Consider the following 16,245-nt stretch of genomic DNA (forward strand, 5'->3'; position numbering starts at 1 on the left):
GCGGCAGCATCTCCAGCACCGCCAGCCACTGCCGCCCGCGTCCCGTCATACCCATCGTCCGCAACCGGGCCAGCAGCGCCTTGCGCTGCGGCGCGTTGTGCAGCAACGACAGCAGCAACGCCAGCACGCTGTACCCCGCGCCCGCCGCGACGGCGGCCAGGTAGACGCGTTGTGCTCCGGACTGCAGCGCCGAGGTGCCGTAGGAGACCCGCTCCTCCGACCGGAGCGTGACCTGCGCGTGCTGCGAGACCTGCCGCACGACGGCACGCAACTGCGGGCCACGCAGGTCCGATCCTGTGACGAGCAGGGTCGTGGATGCCGACAGTTCCCGGGCCGCCCGCGCGTGCCTCCGTGCCATGTCCGTCGCGGACACGACGACGAACTCGCCGGTGCCCAGCGCCGGTGTGACGTCCCGGGTGGCGACGGCCCGTACCGGGGTCCGGCCGGCGGAAGAACGCACGATCAGCACGTCCCGCTCGAAGGCACGGGCCAGCCCCGGCGACACCACGGCCGGCATCGGCTCCCGCCCGTCGCCGGCGAGCGACGGGAACGGAGCGCCCGTGCCGGTGCTCGACACCACGCGTCCGTACGCTGCGGGATCGGCGATGACCAGGCTGTACCTCACACCCGACGGAGTCGACAGGCCCTTCTCGATCCGTACCGCCGACGTGTCCCGTACGCCGTGGAGCCCGCGTACCCGCGACTCCAGGGCCGCCGGCAGGCCGGTGGACGAGTCGACGCGCGCGTCGGCGCCGACCACCCGCAGGGCGGCCCTGTCGCGGCCGCCCTCGACACCGGCGAGGACGGACCCGCCGAAGGAGGTGACCGCGAGCGCCACCAGAAGCGCCATGAGCGGAAGAGCGGACATCGACGGGGCTCGACCGGCCCGTGCCAGGCCCAGGTGCAGCACCGCCCCGTCGAGCCGGGCGAAGGGCCGGGCCAGCAGCCGCAACGGCCAGGGGTACAGCCGCAGCAGCACCAGCGCGGCGGCCACCGCCACCAGCACGGGCGCCGCGGCGGTCAGCACGTCCGCACCGCCGTCCGCCGTGCCACGGCGCCGCAAGGCCACCACCGAGCCGATCACGATCACTGTGACGGTGAGTTCCGCCACGTCACGCCTCCGGGAGGGGCGTGCCGCGGTGAGGTCCGCGCGCCGGTCGGGCACGGGACGCGCGGAGACGGCCACCGCGCGCAACGGCAGGGCCAGCGAGGCGAACACCCCGACCAGCGACCCCAGCAGTACCGGCAGCACGTGGTTCTCCGACGGTACGGCAGCCAGGGCGAGCAGCACACCGGCCGCGGCACCGGGAATCGCCGGCAGCGCGCTCTCGGCCAGCAGCCGGCCCGCGAGCGCCGGCAGGCTGATGCCCCGGGCCCGCAGCAACGCGAACTCGGACCGCCGGCGAACGGCTTGCAGCCCCGCGGCCATGAGAAGAACGATCCCGGCGACCGCGGCCACGCCCACCGTCGCGACGAGGACCAGGGGTCGGGCCGCCACGCGTTCCTCGTCGAAGGAGCCCAGCAGTGCCGACAGGCCGTCTTCGGCGATCTCCCCCATGTGGGGACGGCTGTCGCGCAACTCCGCCGCGCCGGGGCCGGTGATGAGCGAGTCGAGCTGGTCGCGCAGCGCGGGAACGTCGCGGACCTTCGTGCGCTCGGGGTCCGCGGGGTGGTGGAAGTAGACGCGGACGCCGTCGCCGTACGCGGTCATCCGCCACGCGTCCTCGGGAGCGATGAGCACCGTGAAGTGCCAGTACTCCTCGGGACCACCACCGCGTGGACCCGCCCGGCTGTTCAGCGTCGGCGCACGCAGATCCCGTTCCGCGTTCCAGTAGGGCCCCTCCGGCCGGTCGGGGCGGATGATCCCGGTGATCCCGACCGTCAGCTCCGAGCCGTACGAGGAGCGCAGATGGAGTTCCGATCCGGCGCGCAGCCCCATGGTGCCGGCGGTGCGGTCCGTGACCACCGCCTCGACGCGGCGGGGGTCGCTCAACCGGCGGGAGAACCGGCCGTCGACCAGCCGGGCGTGACGGGGCAGGTCGAACTGGGCGACCACGGTGCTCTGCGGGTCCACGGTCCCCGTGGGCCGGGGCAGCGCCCTGTCGCCGGCATCGAGGGGCTCCAGAGACCGCACACCGCTGACCGTGTCCCTCGTCCTGAGGACGGAGGACAGCGGAGGGCGGAACACGCTCCGGAGCCCTTCCTCGTCACTCTCCAGTGACGCGGCGCTGACGAGGCCCGTCTCTCCCCCGTTCACGTCGAACGACGCGCTGACGCTGCGGCCGGCCACCGACGCCTGGGACAGCCTCTGCAGCAGCGCCGCGTTCTCGTACGCCTCGACGGCGCGAGGCAGAACCGCCGTCACGAAGGCGGTTCCCAGCACCAGTACGGCCATGGCCAGTGCCGTGCCTGGCGCGGCCCGCAGCCTTGAGCGGATCAGGGACACGTCGCCGCCGCGCGGAACGTGGGACATGGACATCGGTTTCCTTCAAAGGGTGCACCGGCCGCGCCGGCTAGGGAATCGAGGGCCCTCGGGGAGCGCCCCGGCGTTGCCGGGAGGCACACACCTCGCACGCCAACGTGGGCTTCGGAGCCTGGGGTTGCTGCGCGGCGGGCGTCCGGGCGTCCGCCGCGTGGTCGTGGCCGGCGGGTTCGCCGGGCCCGCGAGGGCGCGCACGAACCCGCGCTGCTCACGACGCGGTGGACGTTCTCGCAGGGGACGGTCCGCTGCACCCGCGCCGCTTGACGTGGCCACCGGCGCCGGCAGCCGAGGTCCGCTTCCGCGAACGGGGTCACGTCACTCCTCCCCCTGGCCGCGGAGCGTCCGAACCGGGTCGGCGGACCGCCCGGCCATCAGCACGGCGAGGAGCAGGGACACGGCTGTGACCAGGAGCAGCAGCGCGCCGACCGGGCCTGGAGGAAGCTCGACCAGGACGCCGGGCACCGGGCTCTGCGCCCGCGAGGCCAGTACGATCGACGGAACGACCATCGTGGTGAGCAGGCCGCCGAGCAACGCGTCGCTGCCCACCGCGATGAGCACCAGCAGCCCCTGCTCGGCAGCCACCACGCGGATGAGCGACCGGCGTGAGGCCCCCAGGGCATGGAGCTTGGCGAGATCCCGCAGCCGTTCTCCGACCGCGCCGACGGCGGCCACGCCGAAGCCGACCAGGGCGAGTACGACCGCGGCGAGCACCGCCGCGGGCAGTGCGGAGAGAGGACCGGCACCAAGGGGGTCGTCCTGGAACTCGGCCTGCTGCTCCGCGCGGACGGTGACGCGAGAGATGTCGCCCCGGTCGCGGAGCGCGCCGGCGACCCGGGCGGACGAGTCACGCTGTACGGCGATCCACCATTCGTCCGGCTCCAGACCCGGCAGGTCCATGGCGCCCAGGACCCGGCTCGCGGTGCGCCGAGGAGGACCGCGCCTCCGTCGCCGGCGGGAGACCCCGCCGCGGTGGTGGGCAGTGCGCGCACGGCCGCCGAGATGCGGACGTCGAGCTTCGTCCACCCCATGTCCAGGAGCACCTTGCTGCCGACCTCGGCGTTGGTGGCCCTCAGAAAGGCATCGGTGGCGACCGCCGGCACCGTGTCGGGAGGCGGCGGGGCCGCGGACACCGTGACCGACGCGCTGTAGGACACGAACGGATCGCGGCTCGCACCGGTGTCGTAGTCGACGGAGAGAAGCGGGTCACGGCCGGACCGCGGGGTCTCTCCGGGCGAGCCGGCCTCGTGCCCCGCCCCGATGTCGGTGACGTCCATGAACCGGCGTATCCGGGACGTCCATGTCGCGCCGGCCTGCGGCGCGAGACGCCCGGTTCCGCCCTCGGCGTCCACGGCGTCCACCGCGGCGATCGTCAGACGGTGAAGCGCCGCGGACCTCGGCATGCGGTATTCGGCTTTCAGGGCGGTGATCCGCAGAGGTCCGGCAGGTCCGGCGCCACGCGCCCGGCCCGTCTCGGCGCCCAGATCCGCTTCCAGGACGTGCACCCGGCCGTCGCCGGTCACTTCGCCGAGTTCGAAGGTGTACAGCACCCCGTAGCGGTCCGTGAGGGTCGCCCAGAGCCGGTCAGCGGCCCCGGCCGGCTTCGTCCGGCCGCGGGGGTCCCGCGACTCCAGCCGGACGGCGAACCGCAGGCGGTCCGTGCCCGGCGGCACCAGGAGTCCGGCGTCACGCGCACGGCCGTCGTCCTCGGGACGCAGCGTCCGCAGGGTCTCGGCGAGGGGGCGTTCCGACAGGTCACCACGCAGCCGCATGACGCGGGCCGCCTGCGTGGTGTCCATGGCGAGCACCGTGGCCGCCCTGTCACGGGGCAGCGCCACCTGGGTACGGGAGGCCGGTGTCACCGCCGCGGCGCCGGCCAGACGGTCGTACACGCCGCCCTGCCCGAACGGCGGGGTCGTGGAGCCCGTGACGCGGATGTCGGAGCCCGCCGCGAAGTCGGCCTGGTCCTTCTGCGAACGGGTCCAACTGCTGTTCTCGCCGATCGCGAACATGCCGATCGACAGGGCCAGGACGAGCAGCAGAAGGGGGGCCGCGCCCCGGCCGGGCCGGCGTGCCAGCTGCCAGCCCACCAGCGACGCCGACAGGCCACGGGCCCTGGCCGCCCGCCGCTCTCCGAGGCGTGCGGCGAGCGGCAGCAGGCGCAGGACGAGTACCGCGCCCGCCAGCAGGCAGATCGCCGGAGCGACGACGAGCACCGGGTCGAGTCCCAGTTCGCCGGCGGTGTCGGTGGTCAGCGCCCCTGTCTGCGCGCCTCTGCGCGACAACTGCCAGTACGCCAGTCCCGCAACGACCGCGAGCCCGAGGTCGGCGCCGGCCCGCACAACTCCCGGAAGGGCACGCTGCCGTTTGCGCGCCGCACCCCCATCAGCGCGGGAACCCGATCCCCTCAACGCGGGCACGACAACGGCCAACCCGCACAACGAAGCGGTCAGCACCGCCACGGCCCAGGCGGTCGCCGGCCGGGCTTCCAGCCGTATTCCGGTCCGGCCCAGAGCGCCGTACCCGGACAGCAACTCCATGAGCGGCCCGTTCAGGAACGGGGCCAGCACCGCGGCCGGTACGACCAGCGCCAGGCTTTCGACCGCCGCCAGGCCTCCTATGCGGGCACGTGAGCCCCCGCGAGCCCGCAACTGCGCGGTCTCCTCGGCGCGCTCCCTCGTGAGCAGCCGCGCGACCAGCAGCAGCGACAGCGCGGCCAGCAGCGTCAGCTGCGAAGCACTGATCAGCAGGGTCGACCGGGTGACCAGAAGTGTCCTGCGCAACTCCTGGAGCAGCCCGGGCAACTCGCTGCCCGCCGCGATCGACCCATCGGTCGACATGTGCTCCAGACGCCGTGTCGCCTCCCGGACTCCGGCGCTCATGCGACCGAAGCGCGCTGTCGTGACCGTGGAGAAGTCGGCGTGTGCCTGCCAGGCCATCTCCGCGGCGGGGACCGCCCCGGACGCGAAGACCTGCGGGTCGACGAGCATGGGCCCGTACGTGGTGAACGACAGCGTCCGAAGGCCGCGTCCTCCCGTGGGGTCGATACGCCAGTACGGCGCCGTCGGATCGACGGGGCGGAAGACGCCCGTCACCCGCACCCTGAGGGTGGAATCACGGAGCCGGTCCGACAGGGTCACGACGCGCCCGGGGCGGACCTTCAGCGCCGCCGCCGCGGTCTCCGGCAGCGCGACGGGAAGCGGCTGACCGGCGGTGGGCCGTCCCGGAAAGACGCCCTCCACCATGCTCACTCGGGCACGGTCCAATGTGGACAGGAGCGTCAGCTCCAGGTCGTCGCCGCGCGCCGGACCCGATGACCGCGGCCCCTCGGGCAACCCGTACGAACGCGAGCGCGTGACCGCCTCCACCGCGACCGGCAGGCCGTCGTACGCGCCGGCGACCGTCGCGCGCACCGCGTGGTCGACGGCCGCACGGTCCTCGCCCTCCACGTCGGCCGTCACCTCGATCAGCGTCCTGGCGGCGAACTGCTCCTGGAGCGCGCGCCTGAGGCCGGCCTCGCCGACGGCGTCGCTGAACGTCACGAGTGCCGTCACGGCGCAGGTGGTGAGGAGGACGGACAGGACCGCGGCGCCGATCAGGAGACGGTGCGCGCGCAGGCGCGCAAGGACGAACCCGTTCATCTCAGCCCCGCCCCGGTCGCGACCCCGCCGACGGGGCGACGCGAGGCCCCGTGCTCCTGGCAACCTTCAGCCTCGTCAAGTTTGTTGCTATTTCTACCACTTTGACTATGCTGCGCGGTATGACTGAGATAGTGATGGAACGGCGTGAGGGCCCAGCGGGCGACGGGGCTGCCTCCGAGGCGATGGTCGTGGTCGAGGACCTGGTGCGCACCTTCGGCACCGGGGACACCGCGGTGCACGCCCTGGGCGGAGTGTCCTTCTCCGTGGCCCGCGGGGAACTGGTGGCCCTCAAGGGCCGCTCCGGCTCGGGCAAGACGACCCTGCTGAACATCATCGGCGGCCTGGACCGCGCCGACGCCGGCACCGTCACCGTCGACGGCACCACACTCAACGACCTCGCCGAACGCGAACTGCTCGCCCTGCGCCGCGACCGCATGGGCTTCGTCTTCCAGTCCTTCGGCCTGCTGCCCATCCTCACCGCCGCCGAGAACGTCGGCGTCCCCCTGCGCCTGCGCAACACCCCCCGCCACGAACGCGAGGAACGCGTCAACCTCCTGCTCTCCCTCGTCGGCCTGCAAGGCCACGCCGGCCAGCGCCCCGGCGAGATGTCCGGCGGCCAGCAGCAACGCGTCGCCATCGCCCGCGCCCTGGCCAACCGGCCCGCCCTGATCGTCGCCGACGAACCCACCGGCCAACTCGACGCCGACACCGGCCGCGCCGTCATGGAACTCCTGCGCGCCGTCGTCCACAGCGAAGGCGTCACCGCCCTCGTCGCCACCCACGACCCCCAACTCCTGGCCCTGGCCGACCGCGTCCTGGAACTGCGCGACGGCCACATCCTCACCACCGACTGACACCCGGCCGGAGAGGGAACGAGCCGCCTCTACGGCATGGCCGCGAGGCTGAGGGGCGGCGCGTTTCGCATGCCGCCGGGCGTTGACTGAGAGCAAGGCCGGACCTTCCGAGGACAGCGGGACCGAGAAGGCGGGCCGACCACCGGACATACCGATGCGACCCGCCCTCCACGAGTGCGCGTGCTTCCCGGCGCACTTCGTCCGAACCTAAGCAGGGCATATGTGAGCAGGGCGTGAGCGACGAACGACCTGCCCAGCTCAGCCGCGGTGCGCGCCGCTGGACCAGGGCCCGGGGTTCAGGGCGCGGGGGTCAGGGCGCGGGGGTCAGGGCCCGGGGTTCTCCGGCGGGTACAGCACGATGGCGGCGAGGGAACGGGCCAGTCCGTCCCAGCTGCGGGGGTCCCAGCCTGTGTGGTGGTGCCAGCGATCCAGCCGGTAGGACACGGTGTTGGGGTGCAGATGCAGGACCGCCGCGCTCGCGCTGATCGAGAAGCCGTTGTGCGCGAAGGCCAGGACGGCATCGGCGAGACGTGGATGGCTGCGCGGCACCGTGGAACGCACGAGAGGAGCCAACCGGTCGCGCTGGGGCAGGAGGGTGGCGATGAGCCACTTGTCGTCGAAGGACACGGGGCGTCCCCGCTCCCGGGCGACCACCAGCGCTCGTTCGGCGTCGCCGATGCTCTCCGCGGCGCCCGCCAGCCCGGCCCTGGGCATGCCGATCCCCACAACCGGAGCAACTCCCGGAGGCAGCAGGTCCCCTGCGTCCGCGATGACCACGCCCTGCACCAGGATCACGACGCGCTCGCCGTGGATCACCGCGTGCAGCGTGCCGCCGTCCGTGCGAAGCTTCCGCCGCAGAAGGTCGAAGTGGCTGTCGGACCAGGCTTCGACGGGGGCGCACACGGCCTGGAAGGAGGCGTGGGGATCGAAGTCCAGCGCCCGCGCCATGCACAGGCCGTCCTCGCCCTGCGCACCGCCGGCGTGGAGGGCTTCGATGAACCGGTGCCGGAGTTCGACGAGCGCCGTTTCCCGGACCCGGCTCGTCTCGGAGTAGCCGTCGGCCACGGCGCCGCACATGTGCTGCACCCACGCCCAGGTCCGGTCCACCGATTCGAGCAGGGCGAGCAGGGCCGCCGTGTTCCGGCCGCCGGCCTCGCGGCGCAGCCTGCCCCACAGATGCCGGTAGCCGATGTGGAAGCCCGTGATGACCGCTTCCATGGGGACGAACTGCCGGGCCCGCCTTCGTCCGAGTTCCCGCGCGGCCTCGATCTCGCGTCCGGTGGGCGGCCGTTCCTCCTGAAGGGAGGCGAGGAACGCCTGGTACTGCTCCAGCACCATGTTCTCGTGGTCGGCGCGCGGCATCGCTTCGAACCACCCCACTTGGCCGCGGATGTCGTCCACGATGGCGGGCACCAGCGCCTCCGTCTCCCGAGCCGCCCACCGGTAGAGGGCGGAGAGCTCCGCGGCAACCGCGTCATCAGTGCTCGGGTGATCCGCTTGTCGTGCGCTCACGAGAATCCTGACCCTTCGAACGGATGACGTTTTCCACGGTACCGCAGCGCCACACGTTCCCTCCCCGCAGCGGAAATGCACAATCCGTCTCCGATTCCTCGTGTGAATCCGTCCGGAGAATCCGAGGGACCGAAAACGAATCCCGGCATTCGGGCCGGGGCCCTGAGCACGGTCCCCGGGCACCACGGCTGCGGCGCGTGTCCTTGACGCCAAACGAAACGATACGTATCGTCCTTGTATGGCACTGGCATTCTCCTCGGGCCCGCCGGCCGGCGGGCCGCGGTCCGCCGCGAAGATCCTCGACGCGGCACGGGACGTCCTGTCGGCACAGGGCTACCCGGCACTGACCATCGAAGCCGTCGCGGCCGCCGCGGGCGTCGGCAAGTCGACCATCTACCGCTGGTGGCCGAACAAGGAAGCCCTGATCGCCGACGCGCTCGCCGAGATCTTCCGCGCCGAGGAGATCCCCGACCTCGGCGACACCCACGCGGAACTGCGCCACGCGGTCGACATGACCATCGACAACTACACCAATGAGGACATCGCGGCCTCCCTGCCCGCCCTCGCGGCGGGCCTGCTCCCCCACCCCGAGCTGATGTCCCGCTTCCGCGAGACCTTCCTCCACCGCAAACGGGAGAACATCGCCGCCGCACTGCGCCGCGGCGTACAGCGCGGCGACCTCCCCCACGACCTCGACACCGACCTCGTCCAGGACGTCTGGGCCGGCACCATCCTCTACCGGCGCCTGATGACCGACACCCCCACCGACACCGCTCTCGCCGAGCACCTCACGCGGCTCGTCACCGAGAACGGCTCCGGCTTCGCCCCCCGCGGGAGCAAGACCTCCACGTGAGCCCCACCCGATGCCGACGCACCCCGATGCCGACGCCCCCCGAAGCCGGGGGCTCCCGAGGCCCTGTGATTTCCACAGGAACAGGTGCCGGGATTCCTCGCTCCTCCCTCTATCCCCGGTACGGGGGGTGCGAAAAAATGAGGTGGAAGCCCTTTTCCACCTGACTGCCGGTTTCCCCCTGGGACCGGCGGCCGGGAATTTCGGCTTCCCCCTGTCGCGATACCGCCGGTGGCTTTCACCATCGCGACGGCCGCCTTTCCGGATTCGCGTCGGATGCACGGCCGTCTGTCGGTCCTGGCGATCGGGTTCTCCGCCCGATCCACCGGTGCGACCGAATCCGGGAGGGCACGCCAGAGAAGTCGAACCGGGAGCAGGTGCATGTCCCCCCTTCCTCCGCGGCCTCAACCCGGCTCGGGCGATCCCGGCCGGCGCCCCCGGCCGGAACCCGTGAACGTTGCCACCCGCTGGCTCGCCGAACACCGGGGGAGCATGCGCCTCCGGCTGACCTGCATCTTCGGCGTGATGTTCTTCCTGGCCGTCGCTGTGGTGCTGGGCGTCACGGTGCTGCTGGTCCACCGCTTCCGGCAGGCCCACCCCGACGTGTCCGTCCCCCCCTACCTCAAGGTGCGTCCGGCACTCACCCCTGATCAGCTGGCACAGGTCCAGGAGCAGGCCCGTTGGCTCGCGGTGGCCCAGGGTATGAACACCCGCGCAGACATGATGTGGATGCTGAAGTGGGGATCGCTCGTGGCCGCCGCGGTGGGAGCCACGGCCACCGCGGCGGGCTGGGTGGCGGCAGGCCGGCTGCTGCGGCCGCTGATGCAGATCACCGGAACCGCCGAACGCGTCGCCGAGCGCACGCTGCACCAGCGGATCGCGCTGAAGGCCGGACCCGGCGAGGTCAAGAGACTGGCCGACTCCTTCGACCGGATGCTGGCGAGACTCGACGAGTCCTTCGCCGGCCAGGGCCGCTTCATCGCCAACGCGGCACACGAACTCAAGACCCCGCTCGTCATCAACCGCACCCTTGTGGAAGTCGCCATGAACCGGCGCAACGCCCCCGCGGAGATACGCCACCTGGCCGAGGACCTGCTCGCGGTCAACGCCCGCCACGAGCGGCTGATCGACGCCTTGCTGGCCCTGGCCCGCTCCGAGAACGGCACCGTGGAACGCCTGCCCTGCGATCTGGCCGAGGCAGCCGCCTCGGTCATCGAGGCCTCGGCTCGAGCGGCCGGAGAGGCCGCGGTGACGGTCCGAGCGGATCTGCGTCCCGCGCCACTGCACGCAGACCCGCTGCTGCTGGAGCAGGTGGCCCGGAACCTCGTCGACAACGCCGTCCGCTACAACGTCCGCGGCGGCACGGTCGACGTCCTCACGGCACAGGTTCCCGGCGGGGTGCGGCTCACCGTCACCAACACGGGGCCCGTCGTCGACGCTCATGAGGTGCCCGTCCTGTTCCAGCCCTTCCGGCGGCTGACCGACCGGGTCGGCGCGGCCAAGGGCAGCGGTCTCGGCCTGTCGATCGTCCGGGCCGTCGCCCACGCCCACGGCGGAGACGTGGGCGCCGCACCCCGTTCCGGCGGCGGCATCACCGTGACCGTGACCTTGCCGACGCGGGTCCCGGGCAGCAGCGCGGGACCCCACGTGTGACGGCTCATCGAACCTCCGCATGCCTTGGCTCCCGCCTCCCACCGGGCCGGCGCGCCCGGCCGGGCTCCATCGTTCGGCTCACCCGTCCGGCCTCGCGGGAGCCTTCCGTCTCGGGCTCGGCTGTCACGTGCCCGCCAGTGCCTCGGTCGGTGACAGGCGCGCCGCACGGACGGACGGGTACAGGCCCGCCAGGCCGCCGATGACCAACGTGGCGGCGGTTCCTCCGGCGGAGACCCAGACCGGTACCGTCGTGGGCCATCCCTGGGTCGTCGCGTACACACCGGTCACGATGATGCCGAGGAGTACGCCGGCCACCCCGCCGAGTGCGGACAACAGGAGCGACTCCGCGAGGAACTGCAGTCGGATCTGCCCCTGGGTGGCGCCCAGGGCGCGGCGCAGGCCGATCTCGGTGCGGCGCTCCAGCACGGAGATGACCATGGTGTTGGCCACTCCGATCCCGCCCACCAGGAGCGCGACCGAACCCAGGCCCAGCAGCAGCCCCGTGAAGGCCCGCTCGGACGCGGTCTTGGCGACAAGGGCGTCGGAGGGCCTTGAGACGGACACGAGTTCCGGGTGCTCGGGGTTGGCCGTGGGAGCGAGAACCCCGTGCACGGCGGTGACCGCGTCGTCCCGGACCCGGGCGTAGACGGTCGTCGGGTGGCCGTCGAAGCCCAGCCCGGCTCGGGCGACGTCCCAGCCGACGAGCGCGCCCCGGTCGAGTTCGGGCGCGAGACGGGCTGGGGCGAGAATGCCCACCACCGTGAAGCGGCTGCCGCCCAGCACGACCTGAACGCCGTTCGGGCCGTCCGCGGTCGATGCGCCGCGCAACCGGTGGATTCCCAGGGTGTCGGCGGTGCCGGCGCCGAGGACCACCACGGGCAGTTCGCTCTGCGCCGCGTTGGGCCAGCTTCCGACGGTCAAGGGGACGTGGAGTGCTTCGGGCAGCCCTTGGGTCGCCGCGTACACGGCGATGCTGCCGCTGAGCGCCGTGGGGATGTGCTCGTTGCGGTACACGCCGGCTCGCGGCAGCCGGGCGACCGCGGCGACCGACTCCACGGGGCCGACCCTGCGGATCATGGCCGGGGCCGTGTCCGGGAGCGCCACTGTCCGCCCGGAAGCGTGGTCCTTGCCCGGACCCACGGTGAGCAGGTTCGTTCCCAGGGCGGCCAGCTCCTGGTCGAGTGCGGTGCGGCTGGAACTGGAGATCCCGACGACGGCGATCATCGCCGCGATGCCGATGGCGATGCCCAGTGCGGACAGGACCGCCCGCACGGGTCGGTACCGCAGTCCGGTCCCGCCGACTCGCAGAACGTCGCGGGGCCGCAGTCTGAACGGAGTCAGCGGGGGGCGGGTCATCTGCATCACTGAGGTACCTCCGTGGCGGTGGGGCGGCCGAAGTCGCCGTCATCGGCGCCGGCTTCCCGGCCGGTGAGCCGTCGGTCCCCTCGCGAGGCCGAACCGCCCGGGCCGGTCGCTCGATCACTGACGATGACGCCGTCCCGGAACTCGATCCTGCGCGGCAGCCGCGCCGCGACCTCGGCGTCGTGGGTGATCAGCACCAGGGCCGTGCCGGAGGTGTGCAGCTCGTCGAGGAGCCCCATCACCGCTGCGCCGGAGGCCGTGTCGAGGTTTCCGGTCGGTTCGTCGGCGAGCAGCAGCGGAGGCTCACCGACGATGGCGCGGGCTATCGCCGCCCTCTGCCGTTCGCCTCCGGACAGTTCGTGCGGACGGTGGTCGGTGCGATGACCGAGCCCGACCCGGGACAGGGCGGTCAAGGCACGACGGTTCCGTTCCCTCGGCGGCACGCCGCCGTAGAGCAGGCCGTCGGCCACCGCCTCGACGATCGGGAATCCGGCGGGCAGGTGGAACTGCTGGAAGATGAACCCTATGTACCTGGCGCGCAGCGCGGACAGGCGGCGGTCGCTGAGCTGGGACACCTCGTGCCCGGCGATGGCGACCCGGCCCGAGGTGGGCCGGTCCAGCGTGCCGATGAGGTTGAGCATCGTGGACTTCCCGGATCCCGACGGACCGACGACGGCCACCGCTTCACCCGGCCCCACCGTCAGGCTGACGCCCCGTACGGCGGCGACGCCTCCGGCGTAGCTGCGGCTCACCCCGTCCAGGACCACGACGGGTTCGCTGCTCATCGTGCGGCTCCGACCCTGGTGCCGGGAGACAGCCCGTCTCCGCTCACCTCGACGCGTCCGTCGACGAACAGCCCGAGACGTACGGCGACGACGTGGCTCCTTCCGTTCCCGTCCAGTACCTCCACCCCGTAGCCGCCGCCTGCCAGCGCCAGGACCGCCGACACCGGGACGGTCAGGACCTTCTCGTGCCGTCCGGCGAGGTACCGGCCTGTCAGGCCGCCGGCGCCGCCACCGGTCACAGCCGAGGGACGGGTCAGCGAGGCGGCGACGTCCTGGACTTGTTCGCCGCTCTCGTCGGTGTGCGGAATGCCGACCGTGGTGACCGTGGCGTCGGTGCTCTTCCCGTCGGCAGCGGACACCTTCAGGCGTACGCCCTTGACGGCCAGCTCGGAGTCCTCGGCCGGGACGGCGAATCTGGCCCGCGGGGTGGTGCCGGTCACCGTCAGCAGGTCGGGTACGGCGGCGCCACCGACCGTGGCGCCTCGCCGGGCGACCCTGCGCGGCCCGTCCGCGTACACCACGTCACCGAGGCTGATCTTCCCGGACTCCGGTACGCCCAGGGCCTTCTGCCAGCGTTTGACGGCCGCCTCGACGCCTTCGGTGTACGTCTCGCCGGGCGTGAAGCCCCCGTAGCCCAGGGCAGCGAGGTTGGTGGTGAACGCCAGGACGTCCTCACCCTTCACACCACGCGCCAGCTCCCGGTAGGCGGGAAGGTCGCTGTAGAGCAGGACAACGGGGCGGTCGTCGATCCGGGCCAGCTCATCGCCGCGGCGCAGCACGGTGCCAGGCGCGGGCAGCCAGGTGACGGTGCCCTGCGCGTGCCCGGTCAGGGGCCGGGCGGCGCCGTACGTCACGGTGCCCTCGACCGTGATCCAGCGCTCCATGGTCTTCCGTGTCACCTCCGCGGTCGCCGGAGGGGACGCGGCGGGTTCGGAACTCGTGGAGCGGCCTCCGAGATGTCCCAGCGAGGCGGCACCGGCCAGCGCGACCACAGCCGCGCCGGCCGCACCGCCCGCGGCGAGCCGTGCGTGGCGTCCCCTGCCCCGCTCCTTGCGCCGGCTCATCCGGCGACGCCGTCGTTCTCGGACTGCGGGTACAGCTTGTAGCACGCCTCCTGGGCCTTCTTGGCCTTCGGATCGAGCTTGAGGTTGTACGTCGAGTCGGCGGGCTGCTCGCCGGTCTCCGGGTCGGGATCGGGGTAGTCGGAGGCCCCGTGCTCACGCATGCACACGGCGTACTGCTTGAGCAGCCCGATCTCCTCCGCGTTCCACAGTGGTCCCGTGTTCTCGTCCGCCGGCCACTTCGAATCGCACGCCTTGAAGCCGGGGTCCGTGATGGGCAGGGCACGCCCGTCGGCCATGGAGACGATCCCGTGTTCATCGTTCGGGTCGGGGTCCTTGACATCGAATCCGTGCTCGCGGAGGCATTCCACCACAGGCTTGTAACGGGCCATGTCATCGCCTGCCGAGGGGCTGACGCTCGGCGTACCGTCCGGCACGTTCGCCACCTGCGCGCCGTTCGCGCCACCACCGCCGCATCCCGTCAGGGTCGCCACGGTGGCGACGACAAGCGCCGAGGTGCCGAACACCTTTGTGATCGTTGCCATTGCTCGCATTGCTGTTTCTCCCATGACCGATGACGGACGGCGGCCCAGGCGTGACCCGCGAAGTCCCCGGTCACGCTGCCGGTGCCATCCGAGCAGGACGCCGGTGAGCCGGAGGTGAGCACGAGTGCTCACCTCCGGCTCACCGGCGAAGGCGGACACTGGGGCGGTGACAGCGGATCCACGAGCGAAGGCGGGCAGACGGGATGCGCCCTCTCACGGCACGACGGCGGTCGATCCCGCTCGGCCCTGCGCCCACCCCGAGGCGCGGCCGGTCCGCGCCCGACGGCGCCCGCAGCCGACGGCCGATGCCGCTCCCTGTCCGATGGATCGCCGCGCACCGCGGCAGCCTTCGGCTGCGGCTGACGGCGGTGTTCGGCCTGATGTTCTTCATCGCGGGTTCGGCCGTACTGGCGGCCACGGTGCTGCTGGTCGTCCGCTACTGGCACTTCAACCACGCCGTTCCGTCGCCGCAGGTGAATCCGCACGACATGAACGAGGACATGCTGTGGATGCTCAGGTGGGGATCGCTGGTCGTCACGCTCGTCGGTGTCTCGGCCACCGCCGCGGGGTGGGTGGTGGCGGGACGGCTGCTGCGCCCGCTCACCGGCATCACGCACACCGCCGAGCGGATAGCCGGGCGCACGCTGCACCGGCGCATCTCCCTCGACGCACCGCCCGGCGAGGTCAAGACCCTCGCCGACTCATTCGACCGCATGCTGGAACGTCTGGACGAGTCGTTCGCCGGTCAGGGCCGCTTCATCGCCAACGCCGCGCACGAGCTGAAGACACCGCTCGCGGTCAACCGCACGCTCGTCGAAGTGGCCATGAACCGCCGCGACGTCACGGCACCTCTGCGCCACCTCGGTGAGGACCTGCTGAAGGTCAACGCCCGCCAGGAGCGTCTGATCGACGCCCTCCTCGCGCTCGCCCGCTCGGACAACGGCACCGCGGAGCACCTGCCCACCGACCTCGGCCGGGTCGCCGAGGCGGTCGTCGACGCCGCCGCGGCAACGGCACGAGAGGCCGGGATCGCCCTGTCCGGCGATCTCGACGCCGCACCACTGCACGGTGACCCCACCTTGCTGGAGCAGCTCGCGCGGAACCTCGTCGACAACGCCATCCGCTACAACCACCACGACGGCGCCGTCCGCGTCACCACCCGCTCCACCCCCGAAGCAGCGGTGCTGACCGTCACCAACACAGGGCCCACGATCGGTCCGCACGAGGTGCCCACCCTCTTCCAGCCCTTCCGCAGGCTCACCGACCGCGTCGATTCCGCCAAGGGAAGCGGCCTGGGCCTGTCCATCGTCCAGGCGATCGCCCACACGCACGGCGGCGAGGCCGGCGCCACCCCGCGCCCCGAGGGCGGGTTGACCGTCACCGTCACCCTCCCCCATCGGCGGGTCCGGAACCAGGAAGAGCAGCCCGCTCCGGCTGGACGGCCCGACCCGGAACTCGGACAGGCCGGGCAGGCATGAGCCGTCTCCGGCACGACTGCCCGAA

General features: G+C 72.4%; 13 protein-coding genes. 6 read left to right on the top strand and 7 right to left on the bottom strand.

Going from position 1 to position 16,245, the window contains the following annotated elements:
• Window positions 1–2,473 (bottom strand): hypothetical protein (locus tag PV342_RS23515; RefSeq protein ID WP_500318611.1); only part of this gene is annotated, 2,473 nt, incomplete at its 3' end.
• Window positions 2,474–2,797: 324 nt separating this feature from the next.
• Window positions 2,798–3,379, bottom strand: coding sequence for an FtsX-like permease family protein (locus tag PV342_RS23520; RefSeq protein ID WP_500318612.1), 582 nt, complete (start codon window positions 3,377–3,379; stop codon window positions 2,798–2,800).
• 129 nt (window positions 3,380–3,508) lie between these two features.
• On the opposite strand from PV342_RS23520, the gene PV342_RS23525 reads away from it, so the two are divergent.
• The 3 genes from PV342_RS23525 (at window position 3,509) to PV342_RS23535 (ending at window position 6,974) form a co-directional block, all read left to right on the top strand.
• Window positions 3,509–3,631 carry a hypothetical protein gene (locus tag PV342_RS23525; protein ID WP_500318613.1) on the top strand — a complete coding sequence of 41 codons (123 nt, stop codon included), beginning with the start codon at window positions 3,509–3,511 and terminating at the stop codon, window positions 3,629–3,631.
• A gap of 1,527 nt (window positions 3,632–5,158) precedes the next feature.
• Entirely contained in the window at window positions 5,159–5,686 is a 528-nt protein-coding gene (locus tag PV342_RS23530) for a hypothetical protein (protein ID WP_500318614.1), read from the top strand.
• Between the two features lie 553 nt (window positions 5,687–6,239).
• Window positions 6,240–6,974 carry an ABC transporter ATP-binding protein gene (locus PV342_RS23535; protein ID WP_500318615.1) on the top strand — a complete coding sequence of 245 codons (735 nt, stop codon included), beginning with the start codon at window positions 6,240–6,242 and terminating at the stop codon, window positions 6,972–6,974.
• Window positions 6,975–7,298: 324 nt separating this feature from the next.
• Here PV342_RS23535 and PV342_RS23540 read toward each other — a convergent pair whose 3' ends face one another.
• On the bottom strand, window positions 7,299–8,486 hold the full coding sequence (locus PV342_RS23540) for a PucR family transcriptional regulator (RefSeq protein WP_500318616.1): 1,188 nt from the start codon (window positions 8,484–8,486) through the stop codon (window positions 7,299–7,301).
• 238 nt (window positions 8,487–8,724) lie between these two features.
• Here PV342_RS23540 and PV342_RS23545 point away from each other — a divergent pair, with 238 nt between their 5' ends.
• On the top strand, window positions 8,725–9,339 hold the full coding sequence (locus PV342_RS23545) for a TetR/AcrR family transcriptional regulator (RefSeq protein WP_500318617.1): 615 nt from the start codon (window positions 8,725–8,727) through the stop codon (window positions 9,337–9,339).
• Between the two features lie 447 nt (window positions 9,340–9,786).
• Window positions 9,787–10,989, top strand: coding sequence for a sensor histidine kinase (locus PV342_RS23550; protein ID WP_500318618.1), 1,203 nt, complete (start codon window positions 9,787–9,789; stop codon window positions 10,987–10,989).
• A 123-nt stretch (window positions 10,990–11,112) separates the two neighbouring features.
• Here the strand turns inward: PV342_RS23550 and PV342_RS23555 are convergent, their stop codons facing one another.
• The 4 genes from PV342_RS23555 to PV342_RS23570 are packed head-to-tail and all read right to left on the bottom strand — an operon-like array spanning window position 11,113 to window position 14,742.
• Complete coding sequence (locus tag PV342_RS23555; protein WP_500318619.1) at window positions 11,113–12,351, bottom strand: ABC transporter permease; 1,239 nt, start codon at window positions 12,349–12,351, stop codon at window positions 11,113–11,115.
• A complete protein-coding gene (locus tag PV342_RS23560) occupies window positions 12,351–13,136 on the bottom strand; it encodes an ABC transporter ATP-binding protein (protein WP_400808233.1) in 786 nt (261 codons plus the stop codon). Before PV342_RS23560 ends, PV342_RS23555 begins: the two co-directional genes overlap by 1 nt.
• Window positions 13,133–14,200 (bottom strand): peptidoglycan-binding protein, encoded by a 1,068-nt coding sequence (locus tag PV342_RS23565; RefSeq protein ID WP_500318620.1) that lies wholly within the window; start codon window positions 14,198–14,200, stop codon window positions 13,133–13,135. Before PV342_RS23565 ends, PV342_RS23560 begins: the two co-directional genes overlap by 4 nt.
• The gene (locus PV342_RS23570) at window positions 14,197–14,742 is read right to left on the bottom strand and encodes a hypothetical protein (RefSeq protein ID WP_400808228.1); all 546 of its coding nucleotides are present in this window, start codon (window positions 14,740–14,742) and stop codon (window positions 14,197–14,199) included. The genes PV342_RS23565 and PV342_RS23570 overlap by 4 nt, the downstream gene beginning before the upstream one ends.
• Window positions 14,743–15,047: 305 nt before the next feature.
• Here PV342_RS23570 and PV342_RS23575 point away from each other — a divergent pair, with 305 nt between their 5' ends.
• The gene (locus PV342_RS23575; RefSeq protein ID WP_500318621.1) at window positions 15,048–16,220 is read left to right on the top strand and encodes a sensor histidine kinase; all 1,173 of its coding nucleotides are present in this window, start codon (window positions 15,048–15,050) and stop codon (window positions 16,218–16,220) included.
• The last annotated feature ends 25 nt before the right edge of the window (window positions 16,221–16,245 follow it).

This window comes from Streptomyces sp. PA03-3a, from assembly GCF_033792735.1.
Taxonomy (GTDB): Bacteria; Actinomycetota; Actinomycetes; order Streptomycetales; family Streptomycetaceae; genus Actinacidiphila.

Excerpts from the sequence above, each read along its gene's own strand:
- PV342_RS23520 (WP_500318612.1), bottom strand. The coding sequence starts at position 3,379 with ATGGACCTGCCGGGTCTGGAGCCGGACGAATGGTGGATCGCCGTACAG.
- PV342_RS23525 (WP_500318613.1), top strand. The coding sequence starts at position 3,509 with ATGTCCAGGAGCACCTTGCTGCCGACCTCGGCGTTGGTGGCCCTCAGA.
- PV342_RS23535 (WP_500318615.1), top strand. The coding sequence starts at position 6,240 with ATGACTGAGATAGTGATGGAACGGCGTGAGGGCCCAGCGGGCGACGGG.
- PV342_RS23545 (WP_500318617.1), top strand. The coding sequence starts at position 8,725 with ATGGCACTGGCATTCTCCTCGGGCCCGCCGGCCGGCGGGCCGCGGTCC.
- PV342_RS23555 (WP_500318619.1), bottom strand. The coding sequence starts at position 12,351 with ATGCAGATGACCCGCCCCCCGCTGACTCCGTTCAGACTGCGGCCCCGC.
- PV342_RS23560 (WP_400808233.1), bottom strand. The coding sequence starts at position 13,136 with ATGAGCAGCGAACCCGTCGTGGTCCTGGACGGGGTGAGCCGCAGCTAC.
- PV342_RS23565 (WP_500318620.1), bottom strand. The coding sequence starts at position 14,200 with ATGAGCCGGCGCAAGGAGCGGGGCAGGGGACGCCACGCACGGCTCGCC.
- PV342_RS23570 (WP_400808228.1), bottom strand. The coding sequence starts at position 14,742 with ATGGCAACGATCACAAAGGTGTTCGGCACCTCGGCGCTTGTCGTCGCC.
- PV342_RS23575 (WP_500318621.1), top strand. The coding sequence starts at position 15,048 with ATGCCGCTCCCTGTCCGATGGATCGCCGCGCACCGCGGCAGCCTTCGG.